Source organism: Actinocorallia aurea, from assembly GCF_054783995.1.
Genome location: NZ_BAAGPQ010000007.1, coordinates 1 through 18,991 on the forward strand (window position 1 = coordinate 1; position 18,991 = coordinate 18,991).

The 18,991-nt window shown below is 68.2% G+C and carries 6 protein-coding genes, 1 tRNA gene and 1 other RNA gene; 3 read left to right on the top strand and 5 right to left on the bottom strand.

All coding sequences use genetic code 11. From position 1 onward, the window contains the following. Positions 1-1,881 (bottom strand): DNA polymerase III subunit gamma and tau (locus tag ACYVOM_RS10090; RefSeq protein WP_460303007.1); only part of this gene is annotated, 1,881 nt, incomplete at its 3' end. Between the two features lie 22 nt (positions 1,882-1,903). Beyond that, an RNA gene (ffs, locus tag ACYVOM_RS10095) (signal recognition particle sRNA small type) lies at positions 1,904-1,999 on the bottom strand. 46 nt (positions 2,000-2,045) lie between these two features. Between ffs and ACYVOM_RS10100 the strand changes: the two genes are divergently transcribed. Both ACYVOM_RS10100 and ACYVOM_RS10105 read left to right on the top strand, forming a co-directional pair. Beyond that, entirely contained in the window at positions 2,046-2,366 is a 321-nt protein-coding gene (locus ACYVOM_RS10100; RefSeq protein WP_460303008.1) for a DUF952 domain-containing protein, read from the top strand. A 10-nt stretch (positions 2,367-2,376) separates the two neighbouring features. After that, a tRNA-Ser gene (locus tag ACYVOM_RS10105) sits at positions 2,377-2,464 on the top strand. A gap of 340 nt (positions 2,465-2,804) precedes the next feature. Here ACYVOM_RS10105 and ACYVOM_RS10110 read toward each other — a convergent pair. The 3 genes from ACYVOM_RS10110 to ACYVOM_RS10120 form a co-directional block, all read right to left on the bottom strand. After that, the gene (locus ACYVOM_RS10110) at positions 2,805-4,046 is read right to left on the bottom strand and encodes an ATP-binding protein (RefSeq protein ID WP_460303009.1); all 1,242 of its coding nucleotides are present in this window, start codon (positions 4,044-4,046) and stop codon (positions 2,805-2,807) included. A gap of 291 nt (positions 4,047-4,337) precedes the next feature. Next, on the bottom strand, positions 4,338-10,157 hold the full coding sequence (locus tag ACYVOM_RS10115; RefSeq protein WP_460303010.1) for an ATP-binding protein: 5,820 nt from the start codon (positions 10,155-10,157) through the stop codon (positions 4,338-4,340). Between the two features lie 105 nt (positions 10,158-10,262). After that, positions 10,263-13,328, bottom strand: a complete 3,066-nt coding sequence (locus ACYVOM_RS10120; RefSeq protein WP_460303011.1) for a hypothetical protein — start codon at positions 13,326-13,328, stop codon at positions 10,263-10,265. Positions 13,329-13,548: 220 nt separating this feature from the next. Between ACYVOM_RS10120 and ACYVOM_RS10125 the strand changes: the two genes are divergently transcribed. Next, positions 13,549-18,225, top strand: coding sequence for a DEAD/DEAH box helicase (locus tag ACYVOM_RS10125; protein ID WP_460303012.1), 4,677 nt, complete (start codon positions 13,549-13,551; stop codon positions 18,223-18,225). Positions 18,226-18,991: the final 766 nt, after the last annotated feature.

The window sequence follows — 18,991 nt, forward strand, 5'->3', positions numbered from 1 at the left end:
GGCGGCCGGAGCCGGGGAAGGGGCGGGGGCGGCGGGGCGCGGGGCGTCCCAGGCCGCGGGGGCCGGGGGCGCAGCGGGCGGGCGCGGCGCCGACGGCAGCGACCCGCCGAGCACCGCCTCGATCCGCCAGTCCACCCCGAACAGTTCCTTGAGCACCTCGGCGAGGACCCCGTCGCGGCGGCCGTTGACGAAGTTCTTGCGCTTGCCCTCGTGGTCGAACGCGATCGTCAGCAGGTTGCCCTCGACCGACGCCGGCGCGACCCCCTCCATGATCGACATCCAGGCGACGCGGCTGCGGCGCTGCACCGACTCCAGGATCCGCGGCCAGTGCTGGCGGATCCCGTTGACGTCGACGCCACCGCCACCACCGCCGGAAGGCGCGGAAGCCGGCTGCACGGGCGCGCCCCACCCGTCGTCCGAAGGCCGCGAGTCCTGGCGCGGCGCGGGAGCCTGGGCCCGCGGGGGCTCCGGCGCGGAGGCCGGGGACGCGGCGGGCACGGGCTCGTCGGCCCAGTCGGCGACCTTCGGCGGCTGCGCGGCGGGCTGCGGGCTCGGCGCGGGCTCGACGGGCGCGGCCGGAGGCGTCGGCGGAGCCTGACGCGCCGGCGCGGGAGCCGAAGGCACAGGGGCAGGAGGCGCAGGGGCAGGAGGCGCGGAGTAGGCCGCGGCCGGAGGCGGAGACGGCAAGGCGCCTCGCGCGGGGGCCGCGTAAGAAGCCGCAGGGGGGCCGGAGCGCTCAAGGCGGTCCAGCCGGGCGAGCAGCGCGGACTCGTCGCCGTAGGCGCCCGGCAGAAGGATCCGCGCGGAGATCAGTTCAAGGAGAAGCCGCGGAGACGTCGCCCCCCGCATCTCGGTGAGGCCGGTGTGCATGAGATCGGCGGCCCTGGTGAGATCGGCCGCGCCCATCGACGCCGCCTGGGCCTTCATCCGGTCGAGTTCGTCGGCCGGACCGTCGATCAGGCCCGTCGTCGTCGCCTCCGGCACATTGGCCATGATCACCAGATCGCGGAAGCGGCCGAGGAGGTCGGCGGCGAAGCGGCGCGGGTCCTGGCCGCTCTCGATCACCCGGTCGATCGCGGCGAACACCGCGGCCCCATCGCGCTGCCCGAACGCGTCGACGACCTCGTCCAGCAGGGCCGCGTCGGTGTACCCGAGCAGGGAGACGGCGCGGGCGTAGGTGATGCCCGCCTCGTCGGATCCGGCGAGGAGCTGGTCGAGGATCGACAGGGAGTCGCGCGCGGAGCCCGCACCGGCCCGCACGACCAGCGGCAGCGCCGCCTCCTCGTAAGGGACGTTCTCGGACCCGAGGATCTCCTCCAGCAGCTCCTGGAGGGTCTTCGGCGGGATCAGCCGGAACGGGTAGTGGTGGGTGCGCGACCGGATCGTCCCGATGACCTTCTCGGGCTCGGTCGTCGCGAAAACGAACTTGAGGTGCGGCGGAGGCTCCTCGACGAGCTTCAGGAGGGCGTTGAACCCCTCCCGGGTGACCATGTGGGCCTCGTCGATGATGTAGACCTTGAACCGCGCCGAGACGGGCGAGAAGAAGGCGCGTTCCCGCAGGTCGCGGGCGTCGTCGACGCCACCGTGCGAGGCCGCGTCGATCTCGATGACGTCGAGGTGGCCGGCGCCGCCGGGGCCGAGCGCCACACAGGACTCGCAGACCCCGCAGGGGTCGGGGGTCGGCCCCTGCTCGCAGTTCAGGGAGCGGGCGAGGATCCGGGCACTGGAGGTCTTGCCGCAGCCGCGCGGCCCGCTGAACAGGTAGGCGTGGTTGACCCGCCCGTTGCGCAGGGCCTGCTGGAGCGGTTCGGCGACGTGTTCCTGCCCCTTGAGCTCACCGAAGGTGGCCGGGCGGTACTTGCGGTAGAGAGCCAGACTCATCTAGGGATCCGTCCGTCTCGACGAAAAGGACCCCTCGCACACCCGCCAGAGCCTGTTTATCCTTGCTGCCTTCCGGCCCTGGGGAGGTTCACAAGATGACGCCATGCGAGGGGTCTGCTCCCGAGTCTATGGCATCCCGGCCCCCGAGCCGTACAGTCCCAGGAATGTCCTCGATCTTCCACGTCGCCGCCCGCGCGGCCTGGGCCGCCGCCACCCCATCGGCCCCCTACGCGATGTCCACCCGAGACCAGTCCCTCACCGAGGTCGGCTTCATCCACTGCTGCACCGCCCCCCAACTCCCCCACGTCCTCACCACCTACTACGCCGACGCCGACCCCGCCACCCTCTGCCTCTTGGAGATCGACCCGTCAGGCCTCGACGTCCGCTACGACCCCGCCCCCACCGGTGACCTCTTCCCCCACCTCTACTCCCCCCTCCCCGCTTCGTCCGTAATCCGTGTTCTCCCACTCCCCAACACCCGCTAGACTCTCCCACGGAGGATTCGCCTAGTGGCCTAGGGCGCACGCTTGGAAAGCGTGTTGGGTGCAAGCCCTCACGAGTTCGAATCTCGTATCCTCCGCCAGTGCCTCGCCGGGCACGTAACGAGGGTCTCGCACGGGAAACCGCAGCCGAGGCCCTTGTTTGTTTCCCAACCCGGCCCCCGTACGACCAGGCGCACCGAACGGCCGGTACTCGATCGAGTACCGGCCGTTCTGCTGTGTGGTTGCAGTTCCGGTTGCAGTCAACTGCAACCACCGAACCCCATCGAAACACCCGCCAACCCCCGTAGGCGATAAAAGTGAACGTCAGTGGACTTGCCGGAACATCGCCGGACAGCGGTGCGCACGCCTTCGCGGCATGCGCAGCTTCGGCGACGCCCCCTGCGCGCCCCAGATGGCCGGGGTTGTCCGCGTACCTGTTGATCAGCCCCAGAGGACTCCGATCGGGGCAGCTGTGATGCGGTCGTCGAGCTGTTGGATGAACTGGCCGGAGTGAAGCACCAGTCCGTGGACGAAGCGGTCGCCGAGTTCTTCGCGGAGCCACCGAAGGTGGCGGGCGCTGGATCGTCCTGGATTGCTGGATGCTTTGATCTCGATGGCGATGACCCGGTGGCCAGAGAGTTCGACGAGCACGTCTGCCTCTTTTCGACCGCCGTCCTGGCGGAGGTGGTGGATTCTCGGCTGGTGGTCGCTGAGTGGGAGTTCCGCCCGTAGCTGGGCTACGACGAAGGAGTCGATGATCCGGCCCAGCAGGTCGGAGTCGAGCAGGGCTGTGTCGCTGTCGATACCGGCGACGGCACCGGTCAGCGCGGGATCTACGAGATAGCGTTTAGGGGTTTGTCCGAGCCGTTTCAGCCGGTTGGTGAACCAGGCGGGAACGATGTCCAAGACGAAGAGATTACTGAGGAGACTCTCGTAGGCGACGGCTGTCTTTCGGTCGATGCCCGCAGCTTGGAAGAGCGTTGTCTGTTCGACGACGCCGGCGGTGTTCAACGCCAACGCCTCGAAATACCGGCGTAGACGTTCGGGGTCTCGCCCCGGATCAACGGTGGCCGCATCGCGAGTGAGCAGTTGTTGGACGTAGCTGGTGAACCAGCGTCGCCGAGCTCGCTGGGACAGGCGGAGAGCCGGCTCGGGGAAGCTCCCCGCGAGCGCCACGTCGACGTAGTCGCGCAGATCGGGAATGACCGGTGGCAGCCGCAGGCCGGAAGCGCCCTCGCGGACCAGCCGGTCCAGCAGGCCGGGCCCCTCCGCTCGTCCGACCTTTTCCCTGACCGTCAGCCCGGTCATCGGGACGTGGATGACTCGCCCTGTGCCTGGCCAGGTATGAGCTTCGAGTTCGGCTCGGACGGAACCGGTGAGGAGGTAACGTCCCGGTCGCGGGTCGGCGTCCACGGCACGTTTCACCGCCCCGAGCACTTCGGGGGCTTCCTGCCACTCATCGAGCAGAACCGGCTCGGCAAGTCCCCGCAGCGCCGCGTCCGGATCACTTCGAAAGACCCCGGTGACGCCTGGCGCATCGAGATGGATCACGGTCGCCGCATGCTGCCGAGCAGTGGTCGTCTTTCCTGACGCGCGGGGTCCGATCAGGGAGACCGCTGGCATTTCTCCAACGAGCTCACCGAGCAGGTGATCAACAAGACGTGGCTGGTAGTCGGTGCCCATAGCGTAACAGTACCGCTCTTACGCAGTGGACAATCCCGCTTTCACGCAGTCGAGGTTCCCGTTTCCACGCAAGCATTGCCCTTCCGCGAGCCACAGGGACAGGCTGGCCCCGTTCGGCTGCCGAATCCAGGCGGACGGGATAGCGACAACGCGCCGACCGGCCCTTCGGACGCACCGAACGCGGCGATGCCGCCAAACCCGGCGTCGGCCAGAATTCCTGTGATGCAGCCTTGATCGAATGCCGAATCGGGGATCAGCGCCCACACTTGGCGGAGCCCCAGCCCACACAGCTCACGAGGCACGGCAGGCCAGGGTTGCGGTTCGGAGAATGGGGTTGCAAGTGAGGTTGCCGTCACCGGCGGGTTGGAGGGCGCCCAGGGTGCGGAGGGCATCGATGACCACGGCAGCGGCAGCGAAGCCGTGGCCGGGAAGGTCGGCCAGGGCGGGTTCGTATTCTGCGTAGAGGTCGAGGAGTTCCGCGAGCTGGTCGGGGTTGTCCGGGTCATTGTCGATCAGCACGTGCCAGGCCGCGGTGAGCACGGGATGGTCTTGGACACCCGTTGACGCGGTGAACTCCGCCGCGGCCCGGCCGAGGTGCTCCTGGCACTCGAAAAGCGCGGTCTCCACATCGCCGCCCTGCTTGAGGCGTGCGGCGACGAGCTGGACCAGGGCCGGCCAGCCGCCCGTCACCTCAAGGACACGCGTGACGCTCTGGTCGTTGACGGACGGGAAGCGGTCGGACAGCCATCCACGCAGCCCCGCCCGGTCGAACTTGCCGAGTTGGATGATCTCAGCGTCCCAGAGCGGGCTCCACGCCGCCGAGAGCACCGCGACGACCGTCGGCGCTCGACGGCCTTCGGCGGCCACGATCGCCCTGGCATCGCTGATCCTGTCGGCAACGGTCTCAACGCTCTCGCCGCGGGCCGGCTGGTAGATCACCAAGCCCGGCTCTCGACGGCGCGCTGCGGCCTTCACCGCGTCGATGAAGGTGGCACTGCCAGCCACGTTTCCGCTCTTGTCCTGCGGGTGTCCGTCGCCGATAGCCTCGATGACCCGTTCCAGATGTAGCGCCGAGGAGCCCGCGATGACTCTCAGTTCGTGCCGCGCCCGCAGCAGCCCCGACATCTGGCCCGCGGTGAGCGGCGAAGGCTCGTCGTCTCCGATCGCGGCCCGGTAGGAGTTCGGGTCGAACGCCTCGGGCTCACCGAAGCCGCTGGCCACCTCCAGCGCTTCGAACACACCGGCCTCACCGTTGAGCAGCCGCAGGATGTGCGGGGTCCGCAACCGGTAGCGGTCGCCCTCCACCCGGAGCACCCCCAGGCTGACGCATTCCTCAAGGAGGCTGCGGAAACCGTCGGCGCCGCTGCTCGCGAACCCAGCCCCCCACCAGTCCTCGCACTCCTTGCGAAGCTGCGCCGACGCGAGGGATGAGTCCAGACCGTGATCGAGGTTGTGCAACGCGACGACGTAGGCGATGACCTTGTAACGCTTGTCGAGGTTGAGCGTCCATTCGAAGCGGTCTTTGATCCCTTTTTCGATCTTCTCATCACACCAGACCGCCTCGATATCGGCCCGGGTGATCTCATAGGGAAGCCGTGCCGTTGCCCGCGGTAGCCGCCGCAGCCGGTTCAGCAGCTCTTCGGCGAAGAGCTGGACCAGCGCGGGCGCGTTGTTGGCCTCGGCGATGACCCGCGCGGCGAGGTGATCAGGGAAGGTGAACCCGAGTGCCGCAAGCGGCCGAACCAACAGGTTGAACGCGTGCTGCGGCAGCAGCGGGCCGATCGCGATCGGCTCGCCGAGGTGGGTGAGCGGCTGGTTGGGCAGGCTCTGGAACCGCCCGGTCTGATGCAGGCCCGCGAAGACGACCTTGACCCGGCCGCCGGTGTTCCGCATGAGGTCGCGCAATGCGGTGACATGCGCGAAATCGCCCTCGCGCGCGTCCTCATTAAGGAAGTTGTCGGCTTCGTCCAGTAGTACGAGGAGCTGGCGGGAAAGGTCCTCCGCGCTCCACTCCCGGACCGCGGAGCAGATCTCCTCCTGCTCGGCCATACCGTCAGGGATCACCTGGAATCTGGCCAACTGCTTGGCAAGCTGTGGCCACAGCATCGCGGCTCTCTTGCCCCGGCCCAGTTCCTGGATGCTCTCAAGGATCACCACGCGGTTCGGCTCGCGCAGGCTCAGGTCGCGTTTCGCCTTGTCGAGCAGAGCCGACTTGCCCAGTTGCCGACCGCCGTAGACGAAAGACGATCCGTGGGGGTTGATCACTTCCTCGAGCTGCACGTCGCGGCCCACGAACATCTCGGTCGGGACTTCCCCAGTGGGTGTGTAGGGGTTGTTCGCGGTGAACGGGGCCATGAGGCTGACCGTTATGTTCCAGTCGGGTTCTGCCATACCGCCGAGGAAAGCGATCAACGCGTCGTCTATCACGCCGACGACCGGAGAGGGACGGCTCCGCGACACCCGGGCCAGCTCAGTGCGCTGCTCAACGTCCAAGAGACCGAAATAGAACACCAGGATCGTCTGGTTGCCCGCCCCGTTCTTGACCAGATCGACGATCTCCTGCACGCCGGGTGACCGCCAAACGAGCAGGAGGCGCAGCGCCTCCCCGGAAGGACTCATCGCCGAACCGAATGCGGGCAGCGGCGAATCGCCGATGGGCCGGACGCCGTTGAGTGTGATCCAGGCCCGGTTCGCCTGCTCAGGACCCTGCTGCTGTTCGCCTTGCAGACCGACGATCCGCAGGACCTTGTCGATACTCGTCTTAAGGCTCCCCGCGGCCTTCTGGCCCTGTGAAAGGGTCTGCCATTGGGCGAGTCCTGCCCTGACTTCTTCCCGCCGCTCCGGGCGCAGGCGTGAAAGCTCGATCCCGGCGTTCACGAAGATCGCGGCGAGTTCCGGATCGCTCGGCTCGCGTCCCTGCTGCGCTGCGTGGGCAATCTTGGTGAGCAGCGCGCGACGCGTCTCCAGATGCTTGCTCGCCTTCCCGCTTTCCCTGATCACGAGGTCGGCGAAGGAGCCCGGGAATGCGGGGAAGAAGCGTGGGAAGTAGGCGACCTTGGTCCCGGCCTCGGCGGGCGCGTTGCCGCGCGCGGCCTGCTCCATGATCTCATTCGCGGTCATGATGTCGCCGCTCTCGATCAGCTCGACGGCCTTCTCGGCCGACGCCGCGAGTTGCGGGTTCTGCGGGTTGTTCGCGACCTGGTCACTCACATCGGTCAACGCCTGGTCGATGCTGGCCCGGCGCAGGGCATCGAGGTCAGCGGCCATCTCCCGCAGCCGTTCGGCGACGACGCCGAAGTCCTCCCGGTCTCCGCCAAGTTCCTGGAGTTCGCTGTCGATGCCCAGGGTCTCCCGTTCGCTCAGCGTGCCGTCGCGGAGCCACTGGGCGGCTCGGTCGCGCAGCCCGTCGATCTCCTCGTCGCGCTGCACCCTCGCGGTTTTGACGAGATCGTTCCGCGCCTGTGCGAGAGCGTCGGCGAGGTCAGGATCGGACACCGATAGACAGGCGATGACCCCGCGTGTCCCCGCATGGTCCCGCAGCTCGGCGCGGGCATGAAAAGCCGCCTCCCAGTCGGGGAGGCCAGCGAGTGCGACGGACACGAGCTCGGCCAGTTCCGGCAGTCGGGCAGGCATCAGTTCTTGATCGACGGGGATGCTCGGGGCCAGGAGCAGGTCGCCGTGCAGGAGCTGTGCGGGCAGCAGTCCTCCGGAAGATGGGCGAGCGCCGTCCAGCAGCATGACGGCCTCAGACAGGAGCGCAGCGGCAGGGCCGGTCTCCACTTCATGTTCGCGGCCGAACTCGAGGAGTTCGGCAGCGGCGGTGGAGCGGTACGGGAGCACTGATTCCCGGAGGTCATGCAGCGCCCGGACCAGCCAGTCCTCGTCGCCTCTCGGGTGGCGGATCCGGGCGGAGCGGAGTGCGGCCGACCATTGGCGCACGACGTCCAAAGCGTCCTGGACGTGCTTGTGAAGACTGGTGCGCGCGCCGGCCTCGATCTTTCCCTTGCCGTTACGTGGTCCGAGATCGGCGACGACCTCGTCGATCATCCGGTCCACCGCGCCCTTGGCGGCGAGTCGGACGAGAAAGTCCTGGACCGGGCCCTGCTCGCGTTCGTCGTCCGCGCCGACGAACGCGAGGTAGCGGCCGAGTTCGCCCCGGGGGTCGAGGAGAATCCGGAGCACGGTCGTCGCACGCTCGTATTTGATCTTCCTCTGCTGGCCGTTCTTGAGCAGTTCGTTGGCCTTCCTCACGGCCTCCGCTCTGTCCTCGACCTGCGGAGCGGGGTCGCTGCTCGCCGTGTAGCTGCCGGGGACGACGTAGGCGCCAGCCCTGGATGCACGCAGAAAGGCTTCGGCGCAGCCTCGGAGCCCGGGCAAATGCCCGAAGACCGGCACGATCTCCTCCAGCACCTTGGTCGATTCCGGCGTCGGATAGACCAGACCCGCGCGTACTACCGAGGTGAAGGCGAGTAGCCGTCCCAGTGGGTCGTCGTTCAGCGTCCGCGCGGTCAGCCCCCGGATCAGGTCGGTGAACTCCGGCGCGTCGCGGTCGGCAAAGCCGGTGATCCGCGAAGCCAGCGCCGCAGCCCGCCGCACGTTGATCTCGGGTTCGGGGCGTGCCTCAGCCGCCCTGATCCAGGCCGCGAGGCCGAGCCTGCCCGCGGCCAACGCGCTGTTCTCCGCCCGCACGGCTTCCGCACAGAATGACGCTGCCGTCGGCACGCCAGCAGGGGTGGAATCCCGCTCGGGCGGGTTCGGCTTCTCCCGCTCTCGCGGAACCGACACTGTGGACGGCACCGACGGAACGTACGGTACGCCGTCCTGCGGCTTCGGCCGAGGCTCGGGGACCAGTTGCTTCTGGGAGGTGGCAAGCTCGGGCTCTGGAATAGGGGGCGGTTCTGGAGCCATCGCGACGGGAGCGCCCTCAGATTCGCCCCGTGTATCCGTCGCCTCCTCAGTGATCCGCACATCCCCTTCACGAATCCTCGGGATGAGTTTCAACCACGCTCGGGGCAGTTCCTCGTAGGCGCGTTCCTCGCGTTCGTCGTCCACGCCCTGGACCAGCAGTTCGAGCAGGAGCTCCAACTCGGCGCGGTGCGTTCCGTCGGTCGCCGATTCACGGATCTCCGCGACGACGTCCTGCAGGCGGTCGGGCCCGGTGAGCCGGACGAGACGCTGAATCTCCCGGTCGTTCGCCGCGGCCCGCAGCAGGGTCTCGACTGTGTCCAGCGACAAATCCTCCGAGCCGGGGCCGATCTCCTCAGCGGCCCCCGGCAGCCCGGCTATCTCAATCGAGCGGAGCAGTTCGACGAAACCGTCGCGGGCGGCGGTGAGCGCGGCGAGGTCACCATTGAGGGGGCGCGTGCCGTTCGTGAACGCGCCGACAAGCCGTTCGGCCGCCGGAACCGCCCCCGCGAACGCAGTCCGCACATCGACCAGCAGCTCCTCAAGAAGTGGCGCGGGCATGGGCTCGTCTCCTGCTGACGAGGCGTCTAGATCCTGCCAGGCCGCCATCCGCGCGATGATCTCCTCGGCCGTCGCGGGGACGGCGGGGAGCTCAGGGACTTGCGCGCGGAGCGCGGACCACGCGCTGCGCAGGAGTTCCGCGTCTTCAGAACCGACAATGTCGGCCTCGGCCACCAGCAGGCCGAGAGCGAGCGGGGCGAGTGAGAGCTGCAGATCGACGGCCATCGCAGCGCTCCAGCGGAGCAGGGAGTGGCTGCGGTACAGATGCGGGAGGCAGGTCTGTCGTTCACTCAGCGGCGCACCGGGGGTGAGATGAGCGATCACGTCAGCCGCATCTAGTCCCGCAGAGTTGTCCCAAGTGGGCTGGGCTCCCGAGAAGAGGATGCCGACGAGTTCCCGATGCCGCGCCCCGCCCCCTTTGAGGAGCGCCCGGAGATGTTCGAGCGTTGCCCTGGAGAGCGTCTTCGCAGCCCCCATTTTGAAGTGCTGGAGCAACCGCCTGCGTGGGTCCTCCGGCATCCGCGAGAGCTCCGCCTGCAGGTCCTCGCACGTGACCAGCTCCGCTGTCCGGCGGATGAGGGCCTTGTTCTTCTGACCGAATGAGAAGTCCGCTGGATGCAGCGGGGAAGCCTTCGTATTGGTCACACAGAATCCCATCGTAGAGCCGCGGCCGCGCCTGTCATGCAGCATCCAGCCTTGCAGCGCGAAACTCACATCGTCAAGCAGGTCAGGGCATTCTGGCGAACCCAATCACCCTTTACTGCGACAAATCACCTCACCAAGGATGAGGTCGACAGCGACGATTTCGGGCGCGGCATTCGCTAGTTTCGACCATGAAATCCGGAAGGCCAGCTCGGCTTCGGCCGACGCGGCATCACCGTGCGCGGCGGCCCTGGCAAGAAGCGCGTGAGCGGCGGAAGCGGCGGGCAGTGCGCCCCGGCCGTCCTGCCCTTCCTCGGGGACACGACCCATGAGAAACCGCCGTGCAGCCGCGGAGGGAAGCACCCGCAACGCAGTGCGAATCACCTCACCCGATGGGTCGGCGCTCCCGCCCTCCGCCTCGACCAGGGCTTGCACCGCCGCGCGCCGCCGCGCCGGGTCGAGGACCCCACCGGAGACGCCGCCGTTGCCGTCCGCCGCCCAGTGACCGCGGACCGGGAACGGGTCACGGGCCGTCCTCCTGACCTCCGCGAACACCGCGCCGCATGCCGCGGTGGCGGCGGCTCCGCACGGATCGGCGAGCCCGCCGGCCAGGGCCGCGATGACAGGCGCCTGAGACCACAGTCGCGCGGCGTGCTCGACGGGCGGGGCCGCCACCGCGCAGACCCCTGAGGGAATCAACCAGGTCACGGTCTCCGCAACCGTGGGACGCATGCCGGCAAGGGCGACCAAAGCCTCTGCTGGCGCGCCGCGCAGCCTTTCGGCGCAGGTCTGCGGCACACCCTCGGCGAGGGATGAACTCCCAGCGAGCCCTAGCAGTGCCCAGAGCCTGCGAAAGCTGCCGACGAAGGGCGGAAGATCCCTTTGCCCCGCGGCGAAACGCGAAAGCTGGGTTTCGGCTACGTCGGCGCTCACCACATGTCCGTCGCCGTCGGCGAGATGAAAACGGTCCGGCCACCGTGGCCATGGCGCGGGCACCCAGGGATCGTCGATCCGCAGATGCACCGCCAACGGGCCTGCAGCCTGGAGTTCCGGTGGCAGGGAAACTACGCCGTCAGGCCCGACCGCAACGACATGCGGCCTGCGCCACGGCGCGCGGACGGGATAGACGCCAGCCGCCAGCCCGGTCACTGGGGCTGCCTCCTCCAGCCGCAGGTGGTCCCGATCCCACCGCACGCCCTGTGCTAGGGCGCGCGGCCGGACGGAGGCCACCGAAACACCTTTGATCCGGAACTCAGCCCGACCATGGTGGGCGAGGGTGTCCACCGCTCTGTCCAACCGATAGCGCGCGGTGTCGGAAGAGTTGCGCCCGGCGGGCGGCAGCCGCTGGACCTGCCGCCCGCCAACGGTCATCTCCAGCTCCCCGACCACCGTGCCGGGGACGCGGATGAGGAGCGCACCGGGCTCCGCCGACACCTCCTCGGTCGTGAGCCTGAGCGGTCCCGCGCTCCATCCGTGGAGATCGTCCACCCGCTCGTACCTGAGCTGATAGTGCGTCGGTGTCAGAAGCAGCCGCGTGGCGCCTTCCGGCGAGCGCACCACACACGACGCCGACAGCACATCCGGGGCCAGAGCCATCCGCGATGGAGTCGCAACCGTCCCGGGACCCGCGACGACATCGATCGAGACTTCGGCCAGTCCGTCGTCGGCAAAGGGCCGCACCGGAGGGTCCGCGGTGACGGCGAGCCCTTCAACCACCGTGACGGAACTGCGGATACCGCGCCCGAGCGGCCCCCGTACCACGACGCCGTAGTCGCCGTTCATCGGCCTGGCAATGCCTTCCCATAGGTCTTCGACTACGGCCGAGGCCGTCACCTCCACCGTGCGGGAGAGGAGGAGGATGTCCTCAGAGGACCTGACCTCGACGGTCCACAAGGTCGGGAAGTCCGCGCTGCCGAGCAGCTGGAGCGCGGGCGGGCGGGAGTACACCGGTGCTCCAGCCGCCGAGGCGGCCCCGGCGATCGGATCGCCGGTGAGCAGCCTGGGACGCGCGTATCCCCGGACCGACCGCCGGCTGCTTGGGAATCCCTCGATCTCCACCGCGACGGCGTCGGTGAGATCCACGTACCGCAGCAGCCAGCCCGCCCAACCGAGTGGGAGGTCCGCTTCCATCCGCTCGGGAGGATTCCCCACGACGGGCGCGTTCGCCGGATGGAGCAGCCAGACCGGCTCGGGAGGCAGCGGCGACTCCGGCGGGACGAGTTCACCCAGGTCCGTGAAGACGAGCAGCGGCGCGGCCGGGTCGACGAGGGGAAGCTCCCGCCGATCGCCACCGCTGCGCCGTGCGACCAGGACCGCGCGCGCTGGCCGTACCACTGGGTGCGCCGCGGGGAGCGCGGGCTCCCGCGGATCAAGGACCCTCCCGGGCAGTTCCGCGACCACCTGATCGACGGCGAGTACCCATGGGTCGGCTGAGCCGCCCGGCGCCGGAAGCACCACCTGGACACCCTGCCCGAACGGATCGAGGGTCAGCCGTGGTTCCGCAGGGGCCAAGGCCCGCGAACGCCGCCCGCTCAGCCCTGCCACGTCGAGGCGACGGTCAGCGTTGAGTCTCCTCGCATGCTCCACCACCTGGGGCGGAAGCCTCAGCACGTCGAGATCGGCCCCTTCGGCCAGCCGGGCGACGAGGTCGATGGTCCGCTCCACGAAGTCGTGGGCGTACTCGGTACCTTCAAGGAGGAAGCTCCGAGTTGGAATGGCGATCTTCGTCCTGCGTCCGGAGCCGCGCACCCACCGCAGCAGTTTCGCGGCGTCCAATGCGGGGTCGGCGCGCCGACGCCGGATGATCATTCTCAAGTAGTCCTCAAGGCAGGACATCGGAATGCCAGCGTGCATGAGGATCGGACCCAGATATGTGCGCGGCATCCCCGGGAACGTCGCCATGCCCAGTTCGTGGACGGCCCGCGTATAACCCTGCCCCCAGTGTCTCTCTTCCTCGATCCGCTCCTCGCGGCCCAGCGCCTGCCGGAGGAACCGCCAGAACGTCCCCTTGTCGTAGTGGTGGGCCGCCACCCCCGTCATGACCACGGCGACGCACGCCGGCCATTGCTCGAAGAACCGCTCAGGCTGCCGTCCGGCGGCGAGCCAGGCCCCGAAGCCCGCCCCCAGCAGCGGCGCCGCATCGGCCGCCTCTGCGTAGTCGATGTCCGCCTCCACAACGAGTGAGGCGCCACGTAGGCGGGACGACCAGTGCCGCTCCCCGGACACAAGCGAAAAGACCACGCGGAGACCTCCTTCACTCGTGGCTCTGCGGGCCGGCGCCGGGAACGCGGCCGGGTTTCGCACCCGAACAAGAGACGAGGGAGACATTGCCCTTCTACCATCAGGAAACGCAACCTCTTCGAGCAATCGGAAACTCGCGGAAGCGGAGTGGCCCATGCCCGGCAATCTCGACCCGCTGGCGACCAGCGCACTGGTCATCGCCACCTACCGGCGCTACCTGCGATCACTTCTTCCGGTCCGAGACCCTCGGATAGCCGAAGCACTGGACGAGCAGATCCGGACGAGTCCTCTGCTCACCAAAGGACCTTTTCTGGAGGCCACCCCGCCGTATGAGACGGGTTCCGCACTGTCCGCACTGATCGACGAGGGCATTCTCGACCCCGCCTTCGCCACGCTCGGCGGACCGGAGCTCCCACTCGACCGCCCCCTCTACCGGCATCAGGAAGAGGCGCTTCGCAAGGCGATCACCTATCGGCGCAACGTCGTGGTCGCAACCGGTACCGGATCCGGCAAGACCGAGAGCTTCCTGTTCCCGATCCTGAACGAGCTGGCCCGTCAGCACCGGGAGCGGCGGCTCGGGCCCGGAGTCAGAGCACTCCTGCTGTATCCGATGAACGCGCTGGCCAACGACCAGATGAAGCGCCTGCGCAAGCTGCTCGCGGGCACACCGCACATCACCTTCGGCCGCTACACCGGCGACACCCGGGAGCACGACACCGAGGCAAGGGCGGAGTTCGAACTACTCAACCCCGGTGAGCCGCTGCTCCCGAACGAACTGCTCAGCCGCGCTGAGATGCGGGCGAACCCCCCGCACATCCTGCTCACCAACTACGCGATGCTCGAATATCTGCTGCTGCGGCCCGCCGACATGGAGCTGTTCGAGGGTACGCACGGCGGGAACTGGCGGTTCATCGCCGTCGATGAGGCCCATGTCTACGACGGAGCGCGCGCCGCTGAACTGGCGATGCTGCTCCGCAGGCTGCGCGACCGCGTTTCGGCGGATCGCGGCCTCCAGTGCCTGGCCACCAGCGCGACCGTCGGCGACGACGCAGCTGCAGTAACCCGCTTCGCCTCCGGCCTGTTCGACGCCCCCTTCGCTTGGGACGAGCGCGACAAGACCCATCGCGATCTGGTCCGGGCCACCTATCGGGTCGACCCACCCGCACCGACCTGGGGTCCACTGAGCGACACCGACTACCGCGCACTGGCCGCCGCCGCCCAGCCAGCCGAGCAGATCGCAAAGCTGGCTGCCTCGTACGGCGTCGCCCCGGGTGACGCCGCGGGGCTGCTGCGGGCTGAGCAGCGAATGGCCGAGCTGCGTAGGAGCCTTGGGGAAGGGCCACGCCCGATCAAGGAGGCCGCGGCGGAGGTCTTCGCCGACGCGGCGGATCCCGCGCGGGCGCTGGCCGACCTCGTTGAAACGGGAAGCCGCCTGTTCGACGCCGCCGGGAGCCCGGTTCTGTCCGCCCGCTACCACTTGTTCGCCCGGGCCACCGAAGGCGCCTACACATGCCTGTCGGAGAGCGGCCCGCACGTCTCCCTAGGCCGCCATGAGAAATGCGGCCAGTGCGCGGCAGCCGCGTTCGAGTTCGGCTCATGCCAGCGATGCGGCACGGTCCACCTCTCCGGGACCATTGACACCGCGGAAGGCCGAGAGCGCTTCGCACCCCGCAGACACGGGCAGCCGCAGGTCTGGCTGAGGCTCGGCGAGGGCCAGAAGGTCGTGGACGAGGACGATCTCGCCTTCCACGACAGCGTGTCGAACATCGATACCGTCGAAGCCCTGCTCTGCACGGCCTGCGGCACCCTGAACCCGATGGTCGCCGCCTGCCTCGCCTGTACAGGCGGGCATTTCCACCCAGTACAGCGGCTCACCCGTGCGCGGAATTCGCCGCCTTGTCTGGCCTGCGGCCTGAACACGCCCAACGGAATCCGCAGGTTCGAAAGCGGCGAGAACGCCGCCCCTGCGGTCGTCACCACGGCGCTGTACCAGTCGATTCCTCCGGCCTCCGATCCCGTCGTCACCGCGCCGGGCGAGGGCCGCAAGCTCCTGATGTTCAGCGACTCAAGGCAGTCGGCGGCCTTCTTCGCTCCCTACCTGGGTCAGAGCTACGGCACGGTCCAGCGCAGAAGGCTCATTTGGCTCGGCCTCCAACAGGCCACCGCCCAAGATCCCGACTTCGGACTCGACGACCTGATCTTCCATGTGGCCGAGGTCGCCAAGAGGAACAGGGTCTTCGTTCGCGAGACCAGACAGCAACGGGTGCGCTTCGCCGGGCTATGGGTCGCCCAGGAACTCTTCCCGACCGACGACAGGCAATCGCTGGAGGGGCGGGGCCTTCTCCGCATCCGGATGCGAAGGGACGAACTCTGGCCCACCCCTGAGCCCCTGCTCCGCCTCGGCCTCGGCGAGGAGGAGGTCTGGGACCTTCTCAACGAGCTCGTCGCATCGATTCGTGCCCAGGGCGCGATCAGCATGCCGGAAGGCGTGGCGGCCGACGACGAGGCTTTCGAGTTCCGCAAGGGCCCGATCCATGTACGGTCGGGTGGCTCCGAAGCGGCACGGAAAGTGATCAGTTGGACGCCGACCCGCGGCACCAACCGGCGCCTGGACTACCTCACCCGCGTGCTGCACAGCCTGGACGCCGCCGCCGACCCCGCCGCACTGCTCCGAGACTGCTGGCGGTTCCTCGCCTCGCTCGACGACGGATGGTTCGTGCCCATCCACGACCGACGGCTCGGCGCACTCCACCAGATCGACCACCGCTGGCTCGTCCCGTCTGCGGAGGGTGCGCTGTTCCAGTGCGCGAGCTGCCTGCGTCTCACCTCTGCTTCGGTGCGCGGAGTCTGCCCCACCCTTCGCTGCGAAGGGTTTCTGAAGCCATACACGCTGCCCGCCGAAGCGCTGGACGACGATCATTACCGCGCCCAGTACCGAAGCCTCGATCCGGTGCCTCTGAGAGTGGAGGAGCACACGGCGCAGTGGACGGGGCAGCAGGCCGGGAAGATTCAGCAGGACTTCGTGCGCGGTCATGTCAACGCCCTGTCCTGCTCGACCACGTTCGAACTGGGCGTTGACGTCGGCGAACTCCAGGCAGTGCTGCTGCGGAACATGCCGCCGAACACCTCGAGCTATGTGCAGCGTGCCGGTCGGGCGGGTCGGCGTGCCTCGGCGGCTGCCCTGGTCATCACCTATGCCCAGCGGCGCTCGCACGACCTGTCCCGGTTCCAAGAACCCGAGCAGATGATCAGCGGAAGGATTCGTGCACCCTACGTCCCGCTGGAGAACGAGCGCATCGACCGACGGCATGCGCACTCGGTGGCCATCGCCGCGTTCTTCCGCCATCACATGCTCTGCGGTGGCCGCACCTGGCGAACCGCCGGCGATTTCTTCCTCGGAGACAATCCAGCGAGCAATGAGGTACGGGATTTCCTTACACCAATGCCGGAAGGCGTCCGAGCCTCGCTCCGGCGTATTCTGCCGCACCCGGTTCAGCGTGACCTCGACATAGAGGGAGGCGCGTGGGCCGAACAGCTCTGGGGGCACCTTGAGGACGTGCAGGCCAACTTCGCCGACGAGGTCGGCGCGTTCGAGGAGCGGATGCGCCAAGCCAAGGACGCCGATGACTTCCGGCTCGCTGACCGGTACAAGCAGACGCTCAACACCCTGCGCGGCCGGAGCCTGATCGGGTTCCTTGCCAACCGCAACGTGCTGCCGAAATACGGCTTCCCGGTGGATACGGTCGAGTTGCGCACCTCCCACACCGACAGCGACGTCGGACACCATCTGGAGCTTTCCCGCGATCTCTCGGCCGCGATCCATGAGTACGCGCCCGGATCGGAGATCGTCGCGGGCGGCGTGCTCTGGACCTCGGCGGGCGTGCATAGGCTGCCGAACAAGGAACTGGTCAGCAAACGCTTCGTTGTCTGCCGCGAATGCAACTACTTCCAACACGGTCTCGACGAGCTGAAAACCGTCTGCCCTGCCTGCGGAATCAAATATTCCGCGGCGAACAAGCCTCGTACCTACGTCGTCCCGGAGTTCGGTTTCGTCGCGGCCAAGAAGACGGGACGGCCCAGCACTCAGCCTCCTGAGCGGAGCTGGAACGGCGCGACCTACGTCCTGTCACCACCGCCGGAGGGTCGGGAGCTACTGTGGCGACTCGCCAACGGCGGGACGGTGACCGCGAACGCAGGCGCGCGCGGAGAGCTGATCGCTATCTCCAACGGGCGCACCGGGAGCGGGCACATGATCTGCGAGCGATGCGGCTGGGGTGCTCCGCCCAACAGTCGGCAGACCAAGGGCCGACATCTCAGCCCGCTGCGCGGCACCGAATGTGGTGGGCCGCTGAAGCCGCGCACCCTCGCCCACCGCTACGAGACCGACATCCTCGAGCTGGCCTTCGACGCCCGGGCGCTGCCCGCGGCCGATGACGGGATTCTGTTGTCCCTCACATCGGCACTGCTCGAAGGGGCAGCCAACGAGTTGCAGATCAGCGCCGATGACATCAACGGCACTCTGCACCCGAAGCCCGGCGGGCGGCGGGCGGTCGTCATTTACGACACGGTGCCGGGGGGAGCGGGCAACGCGATGCGCGTTGCCGAGCATCTGGATGCCGTTCTCGCGGGCGCGTTCGCCAAGGTCTCCTCGTGCGACTGCGGTGAGGAGACTTCATGCTACGGATGCCTGCGGACATTCCGGAACCAGTGGAACCACGAGCTGCTGGTGCGCGGCGCGGTCAAGAATGCGCTGGCCCCGCTGGTTCCGGCCGTGTCGCAGGAGGTGGGAGAAATGCCAGCGGGCGGTCAGGCCGTGGTGACGAGGGCGTAGCAGGGTTGGCCTGACGCGTTGAGCCAGGGCGTGCCTGAGGCGTCCATGACGAGGTTACGAAAAGGGGACGGGCGGAGGACGACGGTCCAGGCGGCCCCGTCCCAGCGGGTCGCCTGGCCTAGTGTTCGCCCAGACGTGGGAGCCGGTACCGATCTCGATCTCGTTGGAGGGCGTTATGGTGGGGGAGCTTCCAGCTGATCGTGGACGTGCTCCCTCGTGGTTGCAATCCCGGTTGCATTCGCAGGCATTCAGTGGCGTTCAGGAACGTCCAACAGGATGACAAGCCCCAGTTCAGCTGGAGTTTCGACCATCCATGAACACCGAGGCGCAGAATTGGAAAGCGTGTTGGGTGCAAGCCCTCACGAGTTCGAATCTCGTATCCTCCGCCAGTGCCTCGCCGGGCACGTAACGAGGGCCTCGCACGGGAAACCGCAGCCGAGGCCCTTGTTTGCTTTCCGACCCGGCCCCGTACGACCAGGCGCAGCAGAGCGGCAAAAGTCCACGCCAGCGGACCTATCGGAAGACCGTCGACGCAGCAACGTGCGCCCCCGGAAGCGTGCGCGTCGGATCCCCCACCACAGCTCGCGGACGGACTCTGATCTCCATCGCGCTGACCGAGAGCAGCCCGAAAGGGTCACTTACAAAGACCCGCAACACGCACTTCACGGAGCCTTTTTCATCGTGCTTCGTGGTTGGCGAGGACGACGATGGCCTTGACGAGGTGGCCGGCCTTCGAGGGGCTGCACCGAAGTCTGTGGAGCAGTTT

What these genes read in the sequence shown, in the direction of transcription:
- ACYVOM_RS10100 (WP_460303008.1), top strand. Translation starts at nt 2,046, where the DNA reads ATGTCCTCGATCTTCCACGTCGCCGCCCGCGCGGCCTGGGCCGCCGCC.
- ACYVOM_RS10110 (WP_460303009.1), bottom strand. Translation starts at nt 4,046, where the DNA reads ATGGGCACCGACTACCAGCCACGTCTTGTTGATCACCTGCTCGGTGAG.
- ACYVOM_RS10125 (WP_460303012.1), top strand. Translation starts at nt 13,549, where the DNA reads ATGCCCGGCAATCTCGACCCGCTGGCGACCAGCGCACTGGTCATCGCC.